Annotated in this window: 19 protein-coding genes; 5 read left to right on the top strand and 14 right to left on the bottom strand. The window is 63.8% G+C overall.

The features are described from left to right. Positions 1 to 26: 26 nt before the first annotated feature. On the top strand, positions 27 to 710 hold the full coding sequence (locus tag P0M12_RS12150; RefSeq protein ID WP_003942495.1) for a hypothetical protein: 684 nt from the start codon (positions 27 to 29) through the stop codon (positions 708 to 710). 20 nt (positions 711 to 730) lie between these two features. Here the strand turns inward: P0M12_RS12150 and P0M12_RS12145 are convergent, their stop codons facing one another. From P0M12_RS12145 to nox, 4 genes are all read right to left on the bottom strand, one after another. Then, complete coding sequence (locus P0M12_RS12145; protein ID WP_003942558.1) at positions 731 to 1,921, bottom strand: N-acetylmuramoyl-L-alanine amidase; 1,191 nt, start codon at positions 1,919 to 1,921, stop codon at positions 731 to 733. Positions 1,922 to 2,049: 128 nt separating this feature from the next. Further along, entirely contained in the window at positions 2,050 to 2,373 is a 324-nt protein-coding gene (gene trxA / locus P0M12_RS12140; protein WP_003942530.1) for a thioredoxin, read from the bottom strand. 38 nt (positions 2,374 to 2,411) lie between these two features. Further along, positions 2,412 to 3,419 carry a thioredoxin-disulfide reductase gene (gene trxB, locus P0M12_RS12135; RefSeq protein WP_003942521.1) on the bottom strand — a complete coding sequence of 336 codons (1,008 nt, stop codon included), beginning with the start codon at positions 3,417 to 3,419 and terminating at the stop codon, positions 2,412 to 2,414. A 131-nt stretch (positions 3,420 to 3,550) separates the two neighbouring features. After that, complete coding sequence (gene nox / locus P0M12_RS12130) at positions 3,551 to 4,762, bottom strand: 4,4'-dithiodibutanoate disulfide reductase (protein WP_277377774.1); 1,212 nt, start codon at positions 4,760 to 4,762, stop codon at positions 3,551 to 3,553. A 98-nt stretch (positions 4,763 to 4,860) separates the two neighbouring features. On the opposite strand from nox, the gene P0M12_RS12125 reads away from it, so the two are divergent. Next, positions 4,861 to 5,427 carry a TetR/AcrR family transcriptional regulator gene (locus P0M12_RS12125; RefSeq protein ID WP_030537491.1) on the top strand — a complete coding sequence of 189 codons (567 nt, stop codon included), beginning with the start codon at positions 4,861 to 4,863 and terminating at the stop codon, positions 5,425 to 5,427. Positions 5,428 to 5,436: 9 nt separating this feature from the next. Here P0M12_RS12125 and P0M12_RS12120 read toward each other — a convergent pair whose 3' ends face one another. From P0M12_RS12120 to P0M12_RS12100, 5 genes are read right to left on the bottom strand one after another with little or no spacing between them, the layout of a single operon-like run. Then, a complete protein-coding gene (locus P0M12_RS12120) occupies positions 5,437 to 6,153 on the bottom strand; it encodes a hypothetical protein (RefSeq protein WP_277377773.1) in 717 nt (238 codons plus the stop codon). Positions 6,154 to 6,206: 53 nt separating this feature from the next. Then, the gene (gene sigM, locus P0M12_RS12115; RefSeq protein ID WP_162114247.1) at positions 6,207 to 6,833 is read right to left on the bottom strand and encodes an RNA polymerase sigma factor SigM; all 627 of its coding nucleotides are present in this window, start codon (positions 6,831 to 6,833) and stop codon (positions 6,207 to 6,209) included. Positions 6,834 to 6,880: 47 nt separating this feature from the next. Continuing rightward, complete coding sequence (locus tag P0M12_RS12110; protein WP_277377772.1) at positions 6,881 to 10,900, bottom strand: lipid II flippase MurJ; 4,020 nt, start codon at positions 10,898 to 10,900, stop codon at positions 6,881 to 6,883. After that, positions 10,897 to 13,251, bottom strand: a complete 2,355-nt coding sequence (locus P0M12_RS12105) for a DUF6049 family protein (RefSeq protein ID WP_277377771.1) — start codon at positions 13,249 to 13,251, stop codon at positions 10,897 to 10,899. Before P0M12_RS12105 ends, P0M12_RS12110 begins: the two co-directional genes overlap by 4 nt. Beyond that, positions 13,248 to 13,739, bottom strand: coding sequence for an NUDIX hydrolase (locus P0M12_RS12100; protein ID WP_007729122.1), 492 nt, complete (start codon positions 13,737 to 13,739; stop codon positions 13,248 to 13,250). Before P0M12_RS12100 ends, P0M12_RS12105 begins: the two co-directional genes overlap by 4 nt. Positions 13,740 to 13,931: 192 nt before the next feature. Between P0M12_RS12100 and P0M12_RS12095 the strand changes: the two genes are divergently transcribed. Beyond that, complete coding sequence (locus P0M12_RS12095; RefSeq protein ID WP_003942535.1) at positions 13,932 to 15,383, top strand: CCA tRNA nucleotidyltransferase; 1,452 nt, start codon at positions 13,932 to 13,934, stop codon at positions 15,381 to 15,383. Here the strand turns inward: P0M12_RS12095 and P0M12_RS12090 are convergent. The 4 genes from P0M12_RS12090 to P0M12_RS12075 form a co-directional block, all read right to left on the bottom strand. Continuing rightward, positions 15,367 to 16,674: an MFS transporter gene (locus tag P0M12_RS12090; RefSeq protein ID WP_007729119.1), complete on the bottom strand. Its 1,308-nt coding sequence runs from the start codon at positions 16,672 to 16,674 to the stop codon at positions 15,367 to 15,369. The two genes, P0M12_RS12095 and P0M12_RS12090, sit on opposite strands and share 17 nt — an antisense overlap. A 23-nt stretch (positions 16,675 to 16,697) precedes the next feature. Continuing rightward, a complete protein-coding gene (locus P0M12_RS12085; protein ID WP_277377770.1) occupies positions 16,698 to 18,335 on the bottom strand; it encodes an acyl-CoA dehydrogenase family protein in 1,638 nt (545 codons plus the stop codon). Then, positions 18,319 to 18,942 (bottom strand): TetR/AcrR family transcriptional regulator, encoded by a 624-nt coding sequence (locus P0M12_RS12080; protein ID WP_277377769.1) that lies wholly within the window; start codon positions 18,940 to 18,942, stop codon positions 18,319 to 18,321. Before P0M12_RS12080 ends, P0M12_RS12085 begins: the two co-directional genes overlap by 17 nt. 87 nt (positions 18,943 to 19,029) lie before the next feature. Continuing rightward, positions 19,030 to 19,596 carry a TetR/AcrR family transcriptional regulator gene (locus tag P0M12_RS12075; protein ID WP_277377768.1) on the bottom strand — a complete coding sequence of 189 codons (567 nt, stop codon included), beginning with the start codon at positions 19,594 to 19,596 and terminating at the stop codon, positions 19,030 to 19,032. A gap of 161 nt (positions 19,597 to 19,757) precedes the next feature. Between P0M12_RS12075 and P0M12_RS12070 the strand changes: the two genes are divergently transcribed. Further along, complete coding sequence (locus P0M12_RS12070; protein ID WP_277377767.1) at positions 19,758 to 21,104, top strand: MFS transporter; 1,347 nt, start codon at positions 19,758 to 19,760, stop codon at positions 21,102 to 21,104. Positions 21,105 to 21,128: 24 nt separating this feature from the next. Here the strand turns inward: P0M12_RS12070 and P0M12_RS12065 are convergent, their stop codons facing one another. Further along, positions 21,129 to 22,070: an NAD-dependent epimerase/dehydratase family protein gene (locus tag P0M12_RS12065; RefSeq protein WP_277377766.1), complete on the bottom strand. Its 942-nt coding sequence runs from the start codon at positions 22,068 to 22,070 to the stop codon at positions 21,129 to 21,131. A gap of 134 nt (positions 22,071 to 22,204) precedes the next feature. Between P0M12_RS12065 and P0M12_RS12060 the strand changes: the two genes are divergently transcribed. Further along, positions 22,205 to 22,900, top strand: coding sequence for a TetR/AcrR family transcriptional regulator (locus P0M12_RS12060; RefSeq protein ID WP_003942494.1), 696 nt, complete (start codon positions 22,205 to 22,207; stop codon positions 22,898 to 22,900). Positions 22,901 to 22,935 lie beyond the last annotated feature (35 nt).

The raw sequence follows: 22,935 nt of genomic DNA, 5'->3' as shown, positions 1-22,935 counted from the left end.
GGGACCTACGGAGAGTGAGTTAGTCAGTGTCGACTCACGTCATCACCTCTCTCACACTCGACAGCCTCGATCAGCTTTCCGCCCATGCGCGCCGATGCGTGTTCTGGGAGATGGACCCGGGCGCGCTTCACGACGCCCGAGGATTCTGTGATCAGGAATTCGAGAAGGAAGCCTGGCTGTCGATGGTCATGCTCGAGTGGGGTTCGTGCGGACAGGTCGCCGTCCGCGACGGAAAGCCGCTCGGCAGTGCGTTGTACGCCCCTCCCCGCATGATCCCGCGCGCGCAACTGTTTCCCACCAGCCCGGTCAGCTCGGACGCAGTGCTTCTGACAAGCCTTCGCCTCGAGCCCTCGGGCATAGAGGAAGAACTAGGGCCGAGCCTGCTGGCCGCTGTCGTGACAGATCTGGTCCGACGAGGAGTTCGTGCGCTCGAGGCATTCGGTATCCGTAGCGGCGACTTGGGGCCAGCTTCCGACGTGGCCAGTGCAACGGCAGCTCTGGAATGTTCACCCGCAGAATGCATGATCAGTGCCGAGTTCCTCGAGGACTACGGTTTCGAGGTCGTGGCACCGCACCATCGTTATCCGCGCCTTCGTCTCGAACTCAATCGAGATCACGAATGGAAAGTCGACGTCGAAGAAGCCCTCGACCGTCTACTGAAGGCCGCAGCTCTCGAGATGGTGGAGATCAGCGAACTCGCCAGAGTGTGAGCAGGTGCCGACCGCAGGACCTACGAAATGCGGTCGGCTACCGAAAGCTCTTCTGCGAGAAGCTCGGCGAAGGTGAAGGTACCGGTCGGCTGATCATCTTGGCCCAACAGATACAGCCGCTTGACCGAGATCAAAATGGCTTCGGCGATGGTGTCACGCATCCGCGGATTCGTCAGTACCGCAACGTCGGACGCGTTGGACAGGTAGCCGAGATCGATCTGCACCGTCGGCATGTTGGTCAGGCGCAACAACTCCCACGTTCGACCGTGAGTTCTGCAGTCCCGCAACGGAGTTCGCGCAACGATCTCGCGCTGAACGAAACCGGTCAACACCTGCCCGATCATCGAGACCGAACCGTGCGAATTTCCGAAGTGGAAGCTCGCGACGCCGTTCGCCGACGGGCTCGAGTTGCTGTCGCAGCGCAGGGAGATCATCAGATCGGCGTCGAATGCGTTGGACGTCAGCGCGCGCTCGGCCTCGCTCGGATCGGCGTTGTGCGGGCGGGAGAGGAAGGTTTCCATCCCGGTTGCTGCCATCCGCCCCTCGAGGCGCATAGCCAGATCCCACAGGATGTCGGCTTCGGAGATGCCGTTGACGATTGTGCCGGTGGACGGACCACCGAGGCCTGGATCGATGACGATGCGCTTGCCGCCCAGCTGTGGGCCCTTGCGCCTCACCAGCTCCTCTTCGCTGATCGCGTGCGGCGATCCGCCGGTGACGCGAGTTCCCAGCAGTTCCAGCGAACGCAGTGTCTGCGGTCCGCAGATACCGTCGGCGGCGATCCCGATTTCACGCTGGAAAGACGAGAGAGATTCGTGGGTCTGCGGGCCGAAGAAACCGTCGACCCGACCTGCGTAGAAGCCGAGGTCCTGCAGTTTGGCCTGCAGAGCTGCGACGTCGTCGCCGTACAGCGGCGCAGAAAGCTGGTAAATCAACGTACGGGCGCCCAGGCGGTACGAGGCCTCGCGAAGTGACCGATAGGTGGCCGGGCCCACGATGCCGTCGACAAGGAGCCCACGCTGCTGCTGGAAGGCGCGAACGGCGCTGTCGAGTTGATGATCGAAGATGGCGTCGGGTGCAACCCAGTGGGCACCGTCGGCGCTTTCACGTCGAATACCGGAAGTTCCGTGATGGAGGTATCCCAGCTTCGTCAATGTGCCCCGAATCTCGGCGACGGCCGGGCCGTGATCGCCGTGTCGGAGTCTGTGCATGCGTGAAAGCCTCTCGGATCGGTTAACGAATTCGATCGATGTGCCTGGTCGTAGACCCGATCAGGCACATCGATCGATTATCTCAGAAATTCTGTGGATTGCGAGAATCCACGATGCTCATCCAGCCGTCAGAGAACGTCTGCGAGGTCCTTGAGCAGTGCGGCCTTGCCCTTGGCGCCGACGATCGTCTTGATCGGCTTGCCGTCCTTGAACAGGATCATCGTCGGGATCGACATGACCTGGAAATCGCGGGCGGCCGCCGGGTTGGCGTCGATGTCGAGCTTCGCGACGGTCAGCTTCTCGCTGTTCTCACCGGCGATCTCCTCGAGGACCGGGGCGACCATCTTGCACGGGCCGCACCAGGTTGCCCAGAAATCGACCAGAACGGGCTTGTCGCTGCCCAGGACGTCCTGCTTGAAGGAATCGTCGGTGATGGTGACGGTATTCGACACTGTTACTCCTCGAGGGTTGGGTTCGACAGCTTGATGAATCAGGGAGCGCCGACGACGTCGACCGTGTGGCCGGCTGCGTCGAGCGTGTTGGCGGTGATGTCGCCGCGGTCGGCCAGCCAGCGTTCGGCGTCGATTGCTGCGGAGCATCCGGTGCCGGCAGCGGTGATCGCCTGGCGGTACGTGTGATCGACCAGGTCACCGGCAGCGAAGACGCCGTCGACGGAGGTCGCGGTGGAACCGGGAGCGACGCGCACGTATCCGGCGTCGTCGAGATCGACCTGGCCCTTGACGAGCTCACTGCGCGGGTCGTGGCCGATGGCGACGAACATGCCGGTGATCTCGAGTGTGGAGGTCTCACCCGTGACGGTGTCACGAACGACGAGCCCGGTGACGCTGTTCTCGCCGAGGACCTCGACGGGCTCCGCGTTGGTCAGGAAGCGGATCTTCTCGTTGGCCTTGGCGCGCTCGAGCATGATCCGTGAGGCGCGGAATTCCTCGCGGCGGTGCACCAGGGTGACCGAGCGAGCGAAGCGGGTCAGGAAGGTTGCCTCTTCCATCGCGGAGTCGCCGCCGCCGACCACGACGATGTCCTGGTCACGGAAGAAGAAGCCGTCGCAGGTGGCGCAGGCGCTGACGCCGCGGCCGAGGAGGCGTTCTTCACCGGGAATGCCGAGGTAACGGGCTGCCGCGCCCATGGCGAGGATGATCGCGTGCGCGGCGTACGTTTCGCCGTTCGCGACGACCGTCTTGATCGGGCCGCTGAGATCGATCTCTTCGACGTCCTCGGTGCGGATGTCGGTGTCGAAGCGAAGTGCCTGCTCACGCATCTGTTCCATCAGATCGGGGCCCATGATTCCTTCGCGGAATCCGGGGAAGTTCTCGACCTCGGTGGTGGTCATGAGGGCGCCACCGAACTGGGTTCCCTCGAAGAGCAGGGGCTGGAGCTCAGCGCGCGCGGTGTAGACACCAGCGGTGTAGCCGGCCGGTCCGGAACCGACAATGATGACGTCATGGACCGCGGGCGTGTTTTCCAGCTGGGTGGTCATGCGAGCCTTCCAATAGTGAGTGCAGACCCTCCGCTTCTTGGAGAGCCGTACCGATCAACACCAGGATAAGGGGTGTTGTTCCCGCACTCGGCTGGAAAGTGGCTCACAGCCGGCAGCTCACAGTGTGGGACTCACTGGGCGGGGCGCGCTGCCTCCCGAACCACCAGCGCGTCCCGAACCACACAGCGTGTGCCGGTGTAGATGGTGGGCATGCACTTGTTGCAGTGGATACACAACCCCTCGTCGACGCTCTCGGCTCGGAATTTGTTGACCAGTTGTGGGTCCCTGAGGAGCGCGCGCGCCATGGCGACGAATTCGAATCCTTCATCCAGTGCGTGCTCGATGGTGTCGACGCGGTTGATGCCGCCGAGCAGGATCAGTGGCATCCTCAGCGCCTGTCGGAACTGACGGGCGAAGGGCAGGAAGAAGCCCTCCTCGAACGGGTACGTCGGAAAGAGTTTGGGACCGTAGAACTTCAGCCCGTACCCGACGAGTTTGGGTTGGGAGGCGACAAACTCAGCCAGTGGGACCTCACCGCGGAAGAAGTACATTCCGTTGAGAAGTGAACTGCCACCGGTCAATTGCATCGCATCCAGATGGCCGTCGGCTTCGAGGATCTGGGCGATCGGCAGGCTCTGGTCGAGCCACAGACCTTTCGGCACCCCATCGGACATGTTGAATTTCGCGGTGACCGCCACGCTGGATCCAGCGGCCCGTCGCACCGCTTCGACGACTCGACGCGGATACTCGGCGCGCTTGGCGACGCTGCCACCGTATCGATCGTGGCGCTTGTTCAGATTGGGGCTCATGAACGAACTGAGGAGGTAGTTGTGGCCGAGATGGACCTCGATGGCGTCGAATCCTGCGTCCACGGCGACGCGAGCGGTCCGTTCGAAGTCGGAGACGACACCGTCGAGTTCGGCGAGTGTCGCGCCCTTGACGAGGCCCATCGCGGGCGGACTCAGCCGGGTCGACGGCGCCAGAGTCTTCGTCTTGTTGGAGAGCGTGTTGGCGACCAGTCCCGCGTGGCCGATCTGCGCCGCAGCAAGTGCGCCTTCGGCGTGGACGGCGTCGGTCAGTCTGCGTAGTCCCGGCAGCGCGCGCTCGTCCATGACAAGGGTGTCGCGGTGGACTCGTCCACCTGGTGAGACGGCGCAGTAGGCGACAGTGGTCATCGCGGCCCCGCCGCGGGCCACCTCGGCGTGGAAGTTGATCAGATCGTCCGAGACCGCTCCCCGGGGCATGACGCCCTCGAACGTTGCAGCTTTGACGATGCGGTTGCGCAAGGTCAGAGGGCCGAGACGTGTGGGTTCGAATATCGACGGTGTGGGCGCTGTGGTCATTTTCAACTTCCTGCGGCGGCCTGATCTTTACGATGCCAGTGGACTCGTAACTACGACGATATAGCGCCTACTCCCAATCTGTCCGACAATTCGACACGATGAATGCCACAGGATCAGGTCGCCCACGAGACCCACGCATCGACGACACAGTCCTCGAGGTCACCCGAGCGATGCTCCTCGAGGTCGGTTGGGATCAACTCAGTCTCCGGGCGATCGCGGCACGGGCAGGCGTCAGCCGAGCCTCGATGTCGCGGCGATGGCCGTCGAAGGCACATCTTGTTCTCGGGTCGATCCTGGGGGCGACACCGGACCTGACACCGTTCGAGGGCACCGATCGCGACGGCTGGATCCGTTGGGTGGTGGAGGGAAGTGCTCAGCTCTTCTCCCGTCCCGAGGTTCGCGCCGCGTCGCCAGGATTGCTGGCGGCCCTGCGCGACCACGACGACCTGCGCAACGAATTGTGGCGCGGGTTCAGTGGACCGAGTACCCAACTGTTCCTTCAGAACGCCGAAGATCCTGAATCGGCACTGCTCGATGCCAAGGCCGTGCTGGTATTGGCGGCCGGGGCAGCGATGTTTTCGAGTCTGATAGCGGTCGAGGATGATACGGACGCATTGCGTGGGAGAATCCTCGAGCTCTTACTCCCGGCGGCAACACCGCGCTGACCGTCGACGTCAGCCGATGTTCTTGACCGACAACGTATTCGGATTCCCGTCGCTGCAGTTGATGCCAACAGTCAGTGCAGTGATCTGACGCGGCTGCGATCCCGTGAAGAGTAGGACTATCGCCGGCGCCCCGTCGATGCGAATCTCGCCGGAACCGAGCAAAGGCCAGCCCTCGTCGATGCCGTTGGCGCGTAGGCATCCGGCAAGTTTGGATGGATCATCCAGTGGTCCAAGGTTTTTGGATCCGACGAGTGAGAGCAGAGACGCCGAATCCGGATCGTCGACAGCAGACGTCGCCGGTGTGCTCGGTTGAGCGACAACACTTTCGGCAGGTTCGGAATCTCGGATTCCGATAACAACGATCACGAAGGCCGCCAACACGGCTGCTGCGGCACCGAGAACCCACGCTTGTGGGCGCCGCCGGAACGGCACGACAGATGCCTCAGCTTGCGGCTCCAGCTGTTCTGACTGTAGATCCAGTGCCGAATTGATTCGCTCGGCAAGCGAATTCGGAATCCGTTCGTGAGTGGCCTTGCTCGAGTTCAGTGTCGCGAGTGATGCCGTGACGCCGTCAAGGGCGGTGACAAATGCATGGGCGTCAGGATCTGCGTGTACCACCGGCCACAGAGCCGCACTGGTTTCGGAATCGAGAACCCCGGCGTGAAGATCTGCGAGTAGGTCTTCCGAAAACGGAGGCGACGGAACGCGAACAGACGGATCTGTCATGAACCCTCCCTCGGCAGTCGGTGCGGACCCTTACAAGATAGGACGCGGCCGGTTCACGAATGGTTCCCGCCTTCGCGAAAGTCCTCCAACTGGGCGGCGAGACGCTTGCGCGCGCGGGCGCAGCGACTCTTCACGGTCCCTACGGGCACTCCCAACCTCTCGGCGGCCTCGGCTACCGGATACCCCTCGACATCGACGGCGACGACGGCAGCACGCTGCTCAGGCGGCAGCGATGCCAGTGCCTGTTCGACGGTCAGGCTCATGTCCACTGTCGCCGCATAGTCGCGGTGATCGCGGGGTTCCTCCGCGTTCTCCGAAGACAGAGAGAACGCCGCCCGTGATTTGTTGCGTCGGATCCGGTCGAGGCAGGCATTGACCACGATGGTGTGGAGCCAACTACGCACCGCCGCGTCGCCGCGGAACTTCGCGGCCTTGCGGTGCGCGGACAGCAGACCCTCCTGGAGAGCGTCGGCCGCATCCTCGTCCGAGTAGCTCGTACGCCGGGCAACGTGCCATAGATGATCCTGATGCCTGGTCAGTAGTTCACGGAACGCATGCTGATCGCCCTCGACATGAGCAGTCAACAATTCGAAATCCGTCGCCTCGAGATTCTTGTTCTCGAAACTTCTGGATTCGAATTTTCCGGCTCCGCCCCCGGTGCCCCCCCGATAACTGTGCACGGGCGGATATTAGCCCAGTCGGTAGGTTTCAGAAGGGCCAAGGGCGATCACTTTGCAGCAGTGAATGCAATCTCCGAGATGGATGTCTGGTTTTGTCCGGATTCGGTGCTGAGCTGCGTAATCCAAACCAGGACATACTGACCCGAGCCGTCCGACGTGACTGGAATGTCGGTCACGCCGTTCTTCAGGACACCCGATCCGATTTCCTTGGTCTGATCCAGCGAAGTATTCGCAGAAGGGGCAGAACGGATTTCAACGACGGTTCCCGGCGAATCAGACGTGATCGCAACGTTCTTCAGGTTGGCGGCATCGGCAAGCGTCACCATCAGGCCGACACCGTTCTTCAGCGACGGGAACGGCTGGAAGTACGAATCCGACGACCATGCGGTGGCCGGATTGCCGTCGATGGCGTTCTTCGCTGTTGCCGGCTGATCCGGCGTTCCCTGGGGTGAGAACACCGTTACGGCCGAGGAAGCTACCGGAACGGTTGCTGCCGCCGGTGCGGGCGCCGGTGAATTGTTCTCGGGCGCAGTGGCTTCGGTGGTCAGTCCGAAACTCTGCTCGCTGAGCGGGGTGTCGTTACTGCCACCCGAGAGGAAGCTCGCTACCCACACCACAAGGAGAATCAGGACGATCACGGTGAAGACACCGAGCGCCGTCAGTGCCGCGAGCATCCGCGTCGACTTCTTCTTCTCGGCCTCGATGGCTTCGGGGTCGTTCAGTGCATGACCCGACGCACCCTGTTCGCGGTGGCCGAGACGAAGTGCCGGAATCATTTCCGTCTTGTCGTTGACGACGGACGCCTGATCGAGGATGTGCTGCACGGTGGCAGCAGTGCGGATTCCACTCTCCGACTGCAACGCTCGAACCGCAACGGCCGAGATGTCGAACGGAACCTCCGGACGGACGACGCGAGGCTCGACGATGTTCCCGTCGGCGCCGCGGCCGGCGGGAAGCAAACCACCGACGGGACCGGCGGACGGATCGGCGAGCGGCCAGCGCGCCGTGATGAGCGAGTACAGCATGGCGCCGAGACCGCGGACGTCGCTGGTGGAATCGGCGTCGGCAAGCGTCGCCGGGAACGCCAGTACGGCGTCACCGTTGATGCTGATGCGAACGCGGTCCGGGTGATCGATGGACAGCGCACCGCCGGTGCGGTGAGCAGCTTCGGCAGCCGCCGCGAGGGCGCGGATGGCGCGGGCTGCACCGATCGGCGACGGCGTCGTCTCGGCCATCTCACGCAGCGAACGGCCGGGAGTCCATTCGGCGACGACGATGCCGCCCGAGCTTCCGCGGACGACGTCGAGGACGCGAGCCAGACCGGGCGAGTTGATTCGTCCCAGGCGCAGAGTGCGTGAGAGAACTGCCTGCGGTCCGGACTGGCTGTCGTCGTCACCGCGCTGATCGGCGTCGACGAACGTCAGGGCTACTTCACGGTCGAGCTTGACGTCGAGAGCTTCCCAGAACTGCAGTCCGCGGGTTCCGCCGTGCGGCGCGAGCAGACGGTAGCGTCCGCCGGCGACAGATGCGCCCGGGATGAGCTTCGGTCCACGGGGCATCGGTCGCTGGGCCGGTCGTGATGCGGATCCGGCGGCAGGTGTGCGAGGTGCAGTGGGCGGTGTCTGAGCGGCAGCCGTCTTCTGAGATTCGGGTGCCTTCTTGTCCGGAGCAGGCGTCTTCGGCGCGGGTGTCTTCGAGACAGGTGCTGAAGGTGTCTTCGACACGGGCGCCGAAGGTGTCTTGGACACACTGACCGGAGGTACCGGCGGAGCGGCCTTCTGCACCGGCGGCTGCGGCTTCTGACCCTGCGGGCTTTGGCCCTGCTGCGGTCGCTGTGCGGGCTGCTGTGGCTTCTGACCCTGCTGTGGCTTCTGGCCGGCAGATGCGGAGGAACTCGTGGATGCAGGTGTGCCCGACGATGCCGTTGACTTCTGTTCGGACGCTTTCACGGCAGAAGTCCCGGCACTCTTGTTGCCGGAAACGTTGTCGTCGCTCACCCTCGCTCCTTCTCCATCGATAGCCCGTCCCCGAATACGCGCGGGTTGCGATCCTGTACGCCCACGACCAGGGTACGGGAGCGCACCCGGTCGTTCTTGCTGGTTTGATTCCGTTCTGATTGCAGGAATCAGCTCGGTGACGTCGTCGTCGGTGTTGTTACGTGTGTCCGGTTCGGCGCGACCTGTCAGTGAACGAATCTTGCGGGAGACCGCAACCGTTACCGACAGGACTTCCGGAACCTTCTTGAAGTAGAGAATCGTGAAGGTGATCGCGAGCATCAGGATGCCGCCGACGGCGACGCGAACCATCGAGCCAGGTCCGCCGAAACGCTCGGTGAGTTGATCGAATCCGAGGACCCGGTCGACCGCGAGCATGGTCAACGACCCGGCCAGCGAGGCGAGTACGACGGACCAGACTGTCTTGCCCACGTTGGCCATCTGCAGGTTTCCGAGGCTGCGGTGCAGGAGGTACCCGCCGATGACGGCGCCGGTGATGTATCCGAGACCGTTGGCCGCACCGAGCAGGATCACGACCTGATCGCTGTTGGATGCGAAGACCGGAGCGAGCGCCGAGAAAGCGATTTTCACTGCAGTGATGCCGAGAACGATCCACGTCGGCGTCCAGGCTTGTTCGCGGGCGTAGAACACACGAAGTTGGATCAGGACCAGCGCGTACGGAATCAACGTGAATGCCGACCAGCTGACGGCGGTGCCGAGTCGTTCGGCCTGTTCGGGTCCGAAGCGGCCGTAACCGTAGAGCGCTTCACCGACCTGCGGACCCATGAAGGTCAGGAACATGATGATCGGAACCAGCGTGATCATGGTCAGACGCGTTGCGACCGACAGATCGTCCACGACTGCCGGGGTGTCGTCGGCCGCCGCGTTGCGGCTCAGGCGCGGCATGATCGCGGTCAGAACCGTCACTCCGAGCACGCCGTACGGGAGTTGCAGGAGCAACCAGGCCTGGCTGTAGATGGCAGGGCCGGCTTCGTCGGCATGTGAGGAAATCTTGGTCGCGAAGATCATGCCCATCTGGCTGATCAGGACGTACAAGACGATGGCGACGGCCATGCCGCCGAACTGGCGCAGGCGGTCGTCGAGACCCCACAGCGGCTTGAGCGAGATCTTCTCGCGGCGAAGCGCGGGGATCAGGCTGGCTGCCTGCACGATGACGCCGATGGTGATGCCGATGCCGAGGGTGAGCAGCTTTGCATCGCCCATCGAGACCGGATCAAGCGAGATCTCACCCGGAGTCAGGCGATAGACCACGAGCACCACGAGGACGACGACATTGTTGAGTACGGGAGCCCAGGCTCCGGGCTTGAAGATCTGTCTGGTGTTCAGAAACGCTGTGAACAGCGCCGACAGCCCGTAGAACAGGATCGCCGGCAGAAGCAGATAAGACAGCGCCGTGGTCAGGTCGGTGCTGACCTTGCCGTCTTCGGACAGGAAGACGTATTTGGTGAGTACGGGTGCTGCCAGGGTCGCGAGCAGCGCGGCCATGCCGAGTAGAACGAGCGACGCCGTGAAGAGGCGTCGGACAAACGCTTCGCCGTGATCGGCGTCCTCCCGCTCGGCGCGAACCAGCACGGGGACGACGATGGCGGTCAGCACGGCGCCCAGAACCAGTTCCGCGATCATGTTCGGAATCTGGCTGGCCACGGTGAACGAACTGGCGATGGCCGGGCCCAGGACCATCAGGATCATCAACTGCTTGGCGAATCCCGTGATACGGCTCGTCAGCGTCGCGATCGCGATGGAACCCGTTGCCGCGAGAAGTCGAGAGTTCGTCTCCTTGCGTTCCCCGACCTGGACATGGGCGTCGGTGTCGAACTCGTCCGACGTGGTCGTCTGCCGGTCGGCGAATTCCATCTCGGCTTCGCGGTACCGGGGGTAGTCGCGGATCACCGGGATGGTCATGGTGGGTGCGTCGTCGAAACGTGCGTCCGGGTTGACCGGCTGGATCGGGTAACCGCGCTCCCACGGTGGCATCCGAGGATGCGAGCGGGTCGTGGCACTCTTGCGGGTGATCGCCGAGCGGCGACCCTCCTCGGGTGGATTCCCGGTCATGAGCGTTCGTACCCTTCATCTGCTGGGTCCGGCTGACCCTTGAATCGATGCCACAGCCGTCGCCCTGCCAGGAACAGCAGCAACCCTCCCGCTGTCGCCGTCACGGCGGCCAGGGGACGACCGTACGCATTCGACCGTACGGTCACGCTGGTCGGCGTACCCAATTGGCGGCCATCTGTCGTGGTCAGCGAGAAGTTGACTTCCAGCTTGCGAGAATCGTTCATTTCCGCGGGCACAGTCAACTGTCGGCTACCTCGCGGCGGCAGCTGTTTGGGACCGATGTCACTGATCTGCATCTCGGGTGGGGCTTCCACACGCAGGTCGACGTTGATGGCGATGGGCAGTTCGTTGCGCGCCACCAGCAGGAGCGGACTCTGCCCCGACGCAAGGGTGTAGACGCCGCCCGGCGACACCACACTGACGGCCCGGTACATCCCGTCGACGGCTTCGGTGACGTTGTCGGCGCGGATGGTCGCAGCGCGCTCCGCCCGATTGACCGAAGCGGAGTCGACGTTGCGGCGATCGGCCAAGGTCATCGAACGGAGCAGATCTTCGCGGAGCGGCGCCGTGAATCCCCGGGGGGTGAGCGAAGCCGCCGGATCGTCCACGAGCGAAGCTTCGAGCCCGTCGATACGCGGAAGTTGGGTGGTTGCGGTCTCGACGACGGACGTCTGCGGACCGTCCTGGGTAGCCCGGTCCGGGTAGTCGAGCGTGGCGGCGTCCGTCGCGCCCGGTTGCCTGCCGAGCAGCGCCGGCAAGGCCTGAGGTGAGGCGAGCCCGGACCGGATGAGGGTCGCGAGCATCGAGAGCACCGCCGTGGCGTCGTTGCTGTCGGCGGTCCACAGTTGCGGCGGCGCGAAGATCTGATTGCGCGGCAGCGACGTCGGCGTCAGCGCGGCCCAGGCCATCGCCCCCAGCGCGTCCTGACGCCGGGCGCTGCGCGATTCGATGTCGATGGTCGGCGCGGTGTCGTCGGGGATGTACGACGGGACCTGCGGTTCCGAGCCGGTGGCGGCCAACGCTGCTGCCGCCGAGGTGTCGAAGGCAAGCGCGTCGAGTGAGCCGGTTATCCGCGACGACAGCTGCGGAGCTGCCGAGTCGACGGAAGTGTCAGCCACCATCGCTGTGGTGGGATTCACGCTCAGCACCTCTGCGGTGGCCGAGTCGAGGACACCCGAATCCGGCCAGACGAAATCTCGCAGTGAGGTCACGCCGAGGATGTTGTCGACGATGTCCGCCGGCCGTGTGAGCGCGGTAGCCGTCAACTCCGGATTGGCCACCGAGGTGACCGCGGCGAGATCGGCCTGGGCGAACGGAACCGCCGTCGTGCACATCGAGGACGCGAGCGTCTTCACCCGGCCGAGCCACTGGTTGGCGGCGTCGCTGCCGCGGCCTTCGTGCGACGGTCCGGTGGGATCTGACGAGTTGTCGGCCACGAGGTATCCGCGAGTCATGTTCTCGACGGCGATCAGAAGGTCGGGGTCGATTGCCAGGCAGAGCGCATCCGTGACGCGGCGATCGGTATCGCTCTCGGGCTTGGTGGCGTTCTCCACCGCATCGACCAACGCGTCCAGACGGCCGCCGTCGGAAAGTTCGGTGGCAAGTTCGTCGTCGATCAGGCGTACGGGCTCGTTGACCGCGCCGGGGATTCCGCCGACGAGTCGTGGCGCGTCGGCCAGCGGCCACATGAGCGTGACGCCGATCGGGGCGGACGTGTCGGGGGGAACGACCGCCGTGGCGGACGAACTGGGGGTTCCGGCTGTGGCGTTCGATTCGGCTGCGGCCGGCACACCGAGGACGGGGAGCAGGAAGCGTGCGTCGTCGAGTCGGGCGGCACCGCCGTACTCCGGGGTCCCGTTCACGTTGACGAGCATCGGGTAGACGCCGGGTTCGGTGATGTCGAGGGACAACCCGGTTGTGCTCCGGAGCGGCAGGGTGAGCGTGAACTGCTTGGACTGGCCGGTGTCGAGGGTGGTGGCAACGGTGTCGAATTCGCCGACCGTGTCGAAAACGGCCTGGTCGAAGTCGAGTGCGGCGCGCACGTCCGAACTGGAGTCGATCGCGGGAGCACGTTGCAACCTCACGCCGACGTCCTCGACGGGACGATCACCGACGTTCTTCACCGTGCCCTTGACCACGACGTTGCGGTCGCTGGTGGTCGTCACCGTGGTCGGTGCGGTGGAGTCGATGGTCAGCTGCAGAAATTTGGCATCGTTGGTGTTTCGCGCCGGGGCGCGCTCACTGGGCTGGCTGGACGGCGCTGCACCTGCGACGGCCGTCGTTGCAGGCCCGAAACCGACAGCGGCCATCACCAAAGCGGCCACACCGGCCCGCCGCAGAGCCATTCTCATCCGGCGTCCGGTTCCTTCGGGCGCTGTTCTTGCCGTATTTCCGTTCGCGGCATCTCGGCGATCATCTGGGACGCGAGTTCTGCGAGTTTGCGCTCGTCGGCGTATGCGAGGCGCGAGTGCAATTCCGTCAGCGGCACCCAGGCGACTTCGGTGACCTCGATGTCCTCGTCGGAGAGTTCACCGCCGAGAAAGCGGAGGAGGTAGTGGTGCACGGTCTTGTGGACGCGTCGACCTTCGGTCACGAACCAGTAGTCGATGCTGCCCAGCGGTGCCAGGACGGTTCCCTGGATACCGGTTTCTTCTTCGACCTCACGCATCGCGGTCTGCTCAGCGGTCTCACCTTGTTCGATATGGCCCTTCGGTAGCGACCAGAGCAGGCGTCCGCGGCGGTCGGTTCGGCCGATCAGTGCAGCGCAGAGACGTTCCGGGGGTCCGCCCCAGCCGTCGACGACCAAGCCGCCCGCAGAAGTTTCACGGACGGTTCGCATCAAAGGTTTATCGGGGTTGCCGACGGCAGGTCGACGCCGCGGGTTGCGGCGACTCCTGTTTGTTCGTTCGGCACCAGACACCTCATCGATACTAGTTGGCGTTGCAGCGTTGCCCGGTAACCCGCGCAAAGCGGTCTATCGCGTTCGTATGCGCGTTCTGCTATTTGCGCACCTTAAGTAAGCTCCTTTCACGTGACTGTCCCTACCTCCGACGCTGATCGCCGCCTACGACTGCTTGCCGACGCCACTGCAACGCTCGGCACGTTGTCCGACGTGTTGAACCCGCTCGGTGAGCGTTTTGCTGCGGCCGGTCACGAGCTGTTCCTGGTGGGTGGCAGTGTTCGCGACGCGATCCTCGGCCGCTTCAGTGGCGATCTGGACTTCACGACGGACGCCAGGCCGGAGAAGGTTCAGGCTCTGCTCAAGGGCTGGGTGGACAAGCAGTGGGACACGGGCATCGAGTTCGGGACCATCAGCGCCATCAAGCACGGCCAGGAGATCGAGATCACGACCTTCCGGGCCGACGCTTACGATCGCGTCTCTCGTAATCCGATAGTCGAGTACGGCACGACGTTGGCCGACGATCTGGTGCGCCGCGATTTCACCGTCAACGCGATGGCGATGAAGATCGGCGCGGACGGTTCCTACACGTTTGTCGATCCGCTGAACGGCATGGACGCGCTGTTGGCCGGAGAGCTCGATACGCCGTCGGCGCCGGAAAACTCGTTCAACGACGATCCGCTGCGGATGCTGCGTGCTGCCCGGTTCGTCTCGCAGCTTGGTTTCACGTTGAACAATCGTGTTTTCGAGGCCATCAAGGAGATGGCGTCGCAGATCGAGCGAATCACCGCCGAGCGTGTGCAGGTGGAGCTGAACAAACTGATGCTGGGCATGTACCCGGTGGACGGCATCAACATGATGGTCGACTCCGGACTGGCTGCATACGTGCTGCCCGAGGTTCCGCAGATGAAGCTCGAGATCGACGAGCATCACCAGCACAAGGACGTCTACCAGCACTCCCTCACGGTGCTCCAGCAGGCGATCGATCTCGAAGAAGGCGATCCGGACCTCGTATTGCGTTGGGCAGCACTGCTTCACGACATCGGAAAGCCGGATACCAAGCGTAACGAGCCTGGCGGTGGGGTCAGCTTCCACCACCACGAGGTGGTCGGCGCCAAGCTGGTGCGCAAGCGCATGCGGGCACTGAAGTTCTCGAAGCAGATGGTCGACGACGTCTCACAGCTCGTGTTCCTGCACTTGCGTTTTCACGGCTACGGCAAGGGACAGTGGACCGACTCGGCGGTGCGGCGGTACGTCACCGACGCGGGCGAGCTGCTCCCCCGCTTGCACAAGCTCGTGCGGGCCGACTGCACAACACGCAACAAGCGTCGCGCCGCGCAGCTGCAGGCCACGTACGACGACATCGAAGAGCGGATCGCGCGCATCGCCGAGCAGGAAGACCTTGCTCGCGTGCGTCCGGACCTCGACGGCAACGCCATCATGGAACTGCTCAACATCCCGGCCGGCCCGCAGGTGGGCAAGGCATGGACGTTCCTCAAGGAATTACGTCTGGATCGCGGCCCGCTCGAGCGTGACGAGGCCGAGGCCGAACTGCTGAAGTGGTGGGCTACCCAGCAGGGCTAGTTTCTCGTTTCTTGCGGTTGATCAGCACCGCTGACAATCCGGCGGCATAGACACCCGCACCGGCAACGGCCAGGCCGACGCTCTTGCCATCGGGTGCGATCACCGTCGACGCTGCCGCGATCGCACCGATGAACGCGACGTTGAACACGGTGTCCTGCAGGGCGAATACCTGACCACGACGGTCGTCGTCGATGTCGATCTGCATGGCCGCGTCGCCGCTGAGTTTCACGGACTGGCCGGCGATGCCGAGCAGGAAAGCGGCGATCAGCAGCGACCCCTGAGTCAGCGTGGTCACGAAGACGAGCTGGACGAGAACCGCGCACACCAGGGCGTAGGTGATCGTCCGTGAGCGACCGATCCGCGGGATGAGGAACGGTGTGATCAATGCCGCGATCAGCATTCCGATTGCCGTGGCGCCGACGGCGACGCCGAATCCGGCCATCCCTCCAGGTAATTGGGAGCCGTTCGAGGTGTCGCGTAGGACCAGCACCATGATGAGGGTGTTGATGCCGAAGCAGATGCGGTGCGCTCCGATTCCGATCATCGCCGTGGTGACGCCGGGCGCCTCCCAGACAGCGGTTGCACCGGTGCGCAGTCCGGCCGTCACCGAACGGACGGCACTGGCGCGGACCACTTCGTCGGCGACCGGACCAAGTGAGCGGGCGGTGAACCTGGCCGCGGCGAGGGCCGCGATCACCGATCCCAGTGCTGCGATGGCCACGGCGGCGCCTGACGCTCGATCCCCCGCGCCGATCATGCCGATGATCGCCACCGCTGCCGAAGCACCAAGAGCGGCTACCACCGAACCAGCCGTTGTGAGAACGGAATTGGTTGCCACCAGCCACGATTGTCGGACGACCTTCGGCAGGGCTGCGGATACGCCTGCCCCGACGAAGCGACTGACTCCGATTGCAGCAAGCGCACAGGTCAACAACAGAGTGTCACCGCCGCCGGCGACCAACAGCACCGCAGTGGTCAGGATGAAGAGCCCGCGGAGCACGCTCGCCCACAGGAGCACCAGGCGGCGGTCCCAACGATCCAGCAGAGCGCCGGCAAAGGGGCCGATCACCGAATAAGGAAGGAGCAGTACGGCAAAGCCGGCCGCTATCGCCACCGGATCGGTTTCGCGTTCCGGGTTGAAGAGGATTGCGCCGCCGAGCGCGGCCTGGAACATTCCGTCGCCGAACTGGCTGGAAAAGCGGACGAGCGCCAGCCTTCCGAGGCCGGGTGATTCACGCAGGGTGTGCAGTACGCGCTGCCAGGCCTCGCGGCGGTTCGAGGCTCGGTTCATAAGCGGAAACTGTAGTGGGTGGGTCAGGCGCCGATCTTGACGGTGGCCCGCTCGAGGATCGGCGCGACGTCCACGCCCCTCGGCAGCGTTCCGAACACACTCCCCCAGCTGTTTCCGAGCCGACTCGCGCAGAACGCGTCGGCCACCGCGGGGTGCCCGTAGCGGAGCAACAGCGAGGCCTGCAGAGCGAGCGCCATGTTGCCGACGATCTTTCGTGCCCGGTATTCGATGTCGTCGAAATCGCCGAATGCCACCTGGAGATCCCGCACGGCCTGATCGAAGTGGCCGTCCACTCCACTGGCTCGTTTGAGCTCGTCGAAGAACACCTGCAGTGTTTCGGGTTGCTTGGCCATCGCCCGCAGTGTGTCGAGCGCCGCGACGTTGCCGGAACCCTCCCACACCGAAAGCAGCGGAGCCTCGCGATAGAGGCGCGGCATCCGGGATTCCTCCACGTATCCGTTTCCGCCCAGACACTCGAGTGCCTCGGCAGCGTGGATCGGTCCGCGCTTGCAGACGAAGTACTTACTCACGGCCAACGAAATGCGTCGTAGTGCGCTGGCGTGGGCATCGCCTGCGGTTGCGCGGTCGGTCAGAGCGGCCAGCCACATCGCGACGGTGGTCGACGCTTCCGATTCCACCGCCAGATCTGCCAGAACGTTTCGCATCAAGGGTTGGTCGATCAGGTTGGCGCCGAAAGCACTTCGATGCGTCGCGTGGTGAACTGCCTGCATGGTGCCGACGCGCATGCCGGTGGCCGTGCCGATCGTGCAGTCCAACCGGGTCATGTTGACCATCTCGATGATGGTGCGCACGCCCCGGCCTTCCTCGCCGACCATCCATGCGAGAGCGTCGAGGTACTCGACCTCACTGCTCGCGTTGGAATGATTGCCCAACTTGTCCTTCAAGCGTTGCAGGTACATGTTGTTGAGCGAGCCGTCCGGCAGGACCCGAGGCAGGAAGAAGCACGACAGACCACCCGGTGCCTGGGCGAGGACGAGGAACACGTCCGACATCGGCGCGGAGGTGAACCACTTGTGGCCCGTCAGCAGGTAGCTGCCGTCGGATTGTGGCACTGCCCTTGTGGTTCCGGCACGAACATCCGAACCGCCCTGCTTTTCCGTCATCGACATACCGGCGATCAATCCGGGTTTGGTGAGGGGAGCTTTCAGCGCCGAATCGTAGTGCCGCGTGGTCAGGAGGGGTTCGTACTGCGCGGCCAGATCCGCGTTGTGCCGCAGCGCGGGGATCACGGCGTACGTCATGGAGATGGGACAGCCGTGGCCGGCATCGGTTTGACCCCACACGGCCATCTTCGCGGCGCGGACGAGGTGTGCGTGTGGATTCGGGTCAACCCACGGAGCGCCGTGCAGTCCCAATTCCACTGCGGTGCTCATGAGTTGGTGATAGGCGGGGTCGTAGCGGACCTCGTCGATACGGTTGCCGTAGCGATCGTGGGTTCTCAGGACGGGTGGGTGCTCCTCGGCCAGATCGCCCCACTCCTGGGCCTGAGCACTGCCGGCGCGGATCCCGACGCGATGAACCCCCTCGAGTTCGTCCGATGCTCCTTCGCGGTGTAGTGCCTCGAGGATCGGCGCGTATTCGGCTGCGTCGTAATCGATCAGGGGCGGAACCTGATTGGTGACTTCATGCGTGGGTGTCATCGAAGCTCCCTAACGATCGAAGGGTGAAGGCGAGAATGGCGTCGATCGCAGCGGGATCGGTGGTGCCGCCGCGCAGTGGAAGGATCAGGGCCTCGCCGATTGCCCCGACGATGCACGCTGCCGTCAGAGTGGCGTCCTGTGGCGGTATCTCACCGGATTCGACTGCCGAGCGAATTGCGGTGGCCAGGCAATCGCGGAACGATTCGCGAAACATCAACCGCTGTTCGTCGACGAGAGGATCTACCGGTTCCACCAGCAGTGCATAGGCGAGAACCGGTGCGCGCATGGCACGTTCGGCGAAGGTCCGAACCGACGCTGATACAGCGGAGCGGTGGTTGCCTTCCAGATGTCGGGCGCTGTCTCCGGCGTCCCGAGCTGCGGATACCTCACGGCTGCAGACTGATTGGAACACTTCGGCGAACAATTCGCCCTTGCCGTTGAAATGTCGATACAGCGTCCCGGTGCCGACGCCGGCGTGTTTGGCCACCGCGGCGATGGAACATCCCGCATAGCCGTGGGTTGCCACTGCCGTCGTGGCGGCCTCGAGCAGTCGGGCGCGTTGGGCGTCCAGTCTTTCCTGTACTGCTGGAGTGCGGCGATAGGCCATGTGAAGAAGTGAACACCCGTTCCGTTCTTGCGTCAAGAGTTGACTGGAGCAGAACGGCGACATGGCTACTGGAGCATCGTTGAACTTTTACACGCAAACCCCGTGGGTGAGCATTTCGATCAGCCCGTCGGCCGTCTTTCGAAACGGTTCTTCGGATTGGGCAGCACGAGCGAGGACGTAAGCACCTTGCCGCACTGCGAGAATGGTGGCGGCGAGAGCTTCGATGTTCGCATCGGGACGGATTTCACCGTTGCTGCGCCCGTCTTCGAGTGTGGATGCAATGTTCTGTTGAATCCACACGAACATGGTCTGGATCGGTGCTCGCAACTCGTCGTTGGATGCGACCTCGGAGTCTTGGACCAATCTCCCGAGCCGACACCCGCGGAGGACGTGTTCGTCGATCGTGAGGAAGGCAGCGATCTTGTCGACGGTCGTCTCGCCGGAGCTGAGTCGTTCGGTGATTTGCGCTTGTAGTTCGCGCCCCATGAGATGCTCCGCGGCCACCGCCAGGTCCGCTTTCCCCTGGAAGTGGTGGTACATGCTGCCTTGCCCGACGTCAGCCATTTCCTGCACGGCGCGTGGGCTGGTTCCGGAGTAGCCACGCTCCCACAACAGTTCTTGCATGCTTGCGATCAGCCGTTCCGCGCTACCCATGAAGACATTGTACCTATGGGTATGTACAGTCTCTGTGAAAGCTGTTGTACTTGCGGGTACAGAAATTCCGGAGACGGGGGCCTCATATGGGCACGAGCAACATCTCTGCTGACAGCTCGGTCGGTGACGCAGTCTCCGGCGGCACGAAACATACTGCACCAGTGAGTGCTTCAAGGGTTCAGGCACTGGCGCTGACTGCGGTTTGTCTTGGATTCTTCATGATCCTGTTGGACGGGAGCGCTCTCAACATCGCGTTACCGGCAATCGAACGCGACATCGGTGGCTCCATTGCCGCTTTGCAATGGTTGGTGAACATCTACACGGTTCCTCTGGCCAGCCTGTTGCTCACAGCGGGAGTTCTGGCGGACCGAGTCGGTTCCCGCAGTGTCTTCCTGTGGTCGTTGGGCGGCTTCACGGCGGCTTCTCTGTTGTGCGCCGTCAGCCCAAACCTTCTATCGCTGGCGGCATTTCGTTGCCTGCAGGGTATCGCTGCTGCCGGGCTTCTTCCAACGACACTGGCGATCATTGCACGCACCTATCCGGATCCGATCGCGCGTGCCAAGGCAATCACGATTTGGGGAGCAACGGGCGGAATCGCATTGGTCGCAGGACCGATCGGAGGAGGCTTGCTCACCGAGTTCATCGGTTGGCGCTCGATCTTCTTCGTCAATGTTCCCATCGGCGTTCTAGCCCTCTGGCTGTGCTGGCGGCATGTCCGTGAAACCGCGACGCGCGATGCGGAATCCTATGACGTTCCCGGGCAGGTCCTCGGCATCGCCGGACTTGCCCTCCTGGTAGCCGGTTTGATCGAAGGCGGCTCCCGCGGGTGGGGTGATCCGTTGGCGCTGGCGTTGCTACTCGGATGTGTGCCAGCGCTCGTCGGGTTCTTCGTCGTCGAGGGCCGGACCCGGCATCCGGTTCTGCCGCTGTCGATCTTCCGTAAGCCGGCGTTCTCTGCATCCATAGCGAACGGATTCGCCTTCCAATTCGGGGCCTACGGCATGCAATTCATGCTCGCGATATTCATCCAGTCCTACTGGGGCTCTTCAGCGCTGCGGACAGGACTGTTCTTTCTGCCGTTTGCAGTGTTGTGGACGTTCGGAACGCTGGTCCTCAATCGCGTGTGGGCAGGTCGCGGTATGTGCTGGCTCCTGACTGTCGGTGCTTCCACTGCTGCGATCGGCGCGCTCCTGTGCACCGCGATCGGGGACAGCGATACCTGGCCTGTGGTGATGGCGGGGACCGCCCTCGTCGGTCTCGGGTGTGGTGTGTTCGGCCCCAGCTGCAATGGAGCGGCCATGGCAGTGATCGACAAATCGTTCGCCGGACTTGCCTCGGGGGTACTGAATACCTCCCGTCAAACGGGCATGGCGATCGGCGTCGCGGCCCTGGGCATCGCTCTGAGTGCGTCGAACTCCGTTGGTGGGGCACGCATCGGGATGATCTTCGTTGCAGCGTGTTTCGTGGCCATCGTCGCTCTCAGTCGACGCTATCTCACGCAGATCTGAGTGATGCCCGGCCCACCGCCAGATTCAGGCAGCAGCGGCGCGAGCCTGTTCCTCGCGCCACCACGCGACGGTCTCTTCGGCGGCCTGATCGAGCGGCGTCGGCGAGAGTCCGAGCAGCACTTCGCTGGCACTCGAGTCCATGACGAACGGCTTGGTGAACTGGTAGTTCATCTCCGCGAGTTCGCGGCTGTCGGTGTTGATCTTGCCGACGGCGTCGAGCACCCAGGCGGGCAGGACACCCACCTTGGCGGGGGATGCCCCGGCGGCGCGGGCGAAGGCCTCGGCGATCTTGCGCTGAGTGAGCGCGGGGCCGGTGGGTGCGTGGAGGACGGAGTTCCAAAGCTCGGGGTTGTGGGCTGCGGCGATCATCGCTGCTGCGAGATCGGGGATGTAGGTGAAGGAGTGCGGCTGATCTGCGGAACCGATGACACGAATCTTCTTACCTGCCATGACCTTCGGAACCATGCGCTCACCGGCGTGGGCGGTGCGGACGCGGGGGCCGAAGAAGTCCGAGGCCACGACGCTGACGGTGGGTGTTGCCGAGGCCTCGCGAGCACGCAGCAGCGCGGTGCGCACTCCGCGCTTGCCGCCGGTGGCGTTACGTGGATCGGATTCGGTCATCAGGGTGTCGGAGTTGTAGGCGTAGAGGCTTTCGGGGAAGACCACGACGGCACCGATGGATGCGGCCGCGTCGAGCACAACCTTCTCGGCCGCCGGGAGTTCCCGCTCCCAATCGGCTGCGTTGTAAGCAGCGTGGATGCAGTGGTAGATGGCCGTGGCGCCCTCGCTGACCGAGCGAAGGGCCTCGGCATCCGAGACGTCGACGCGTCGCCGGTCGATCAGCGGGTGCTCGGGCCCGCTGCCGGACCTGGTCAGGAGCCGGACGTTGATTCCCTGCTCGGCGAGCTGTAGTGCGACGGCGGATCCGACGGGTCCTGCTCCGGTGACGATTTCGAGGTTCGACATGGTGTGCTCCTTCTTGTTTCGAGTGAACTGAGAGCACTGCTCTCGTTTTCAAGAATGCACCGGCACCCGAGCGCTGTCAAGAGCAGTGCTCTCTTTTGTTGATACTGCTCTCGGTCATGGGGCAAGATGGACTCATGGTTGGAACTCCCCGCGAACGGGCGCGCGAACAGACGCTGCAGGACATCACCCGTATCGGACGCGAGCATCTTGCTGCCGTCGGCGCTGCCGCTTTGTCTCTGCGGGCCGTCGCGCGTGACCTGGGAGTCGTGTCCTCAGCGGTATACCGCTATGTCGCCAGTCGGGACGAACTGCTGACCTTGCTGGTGGTCGACGGGTACACGGAACTGGGCGCGGAAGTGGACGCCGCCGTGAATGCCGTTGCAGCAGAGGATTTTCGCGGACAGTTCATTGCTCTCGGGCGCGCCGTTCGGAGCTGGGCGATCCGGGAGCCGGCCCGCTACGGTCTGTTGTTCGGCAGCCCCGTCCCCGGCTACGACGCTCCGGGCGAGCAGACCACCGGCCCCGGCACCCTCGTCGTGACCCGGCTGATCGGGATCATCGACGCCGCCCATCGCGCGGGTTCACTGACGGTGCGAGAGGGTCCGGGCCTGAGTGACACGTTGGCAGCGGACCTCGAGGGAGTGCGGAATGAACTGGGTACCGACCTGCCGCCGGATGCCGCCGTGCGCGCAACTCTCGTCTGGGTATCGCTGTTCGGTTCGGTGAACTTCGAGGTGTTCGGGCAGTACGGAAGCGATACGTTCACCGACGCGAGCGAGATTTTCGAGCGGCATTTGGCACTACTTGCCGATGTGGCGGGTCTGACCTGAACACGCTTGTGTCTCGTTCCTCCGCACGCAGTTGT

The sequence above is a fragment of the Rhodococcus sp. RCBS9 genome, from assembly GCF_029457415.1.
Lineage (GTDB): Bacteria > Actinomycetota > Actinomycetes > Mycobacteriales > Mycobacteriaceae > Rhodococcus_F > Rhodococcus_F qingshengii.
This window is presented reverse-complemented; position numbering and strand designations above follow the sequence as displayed.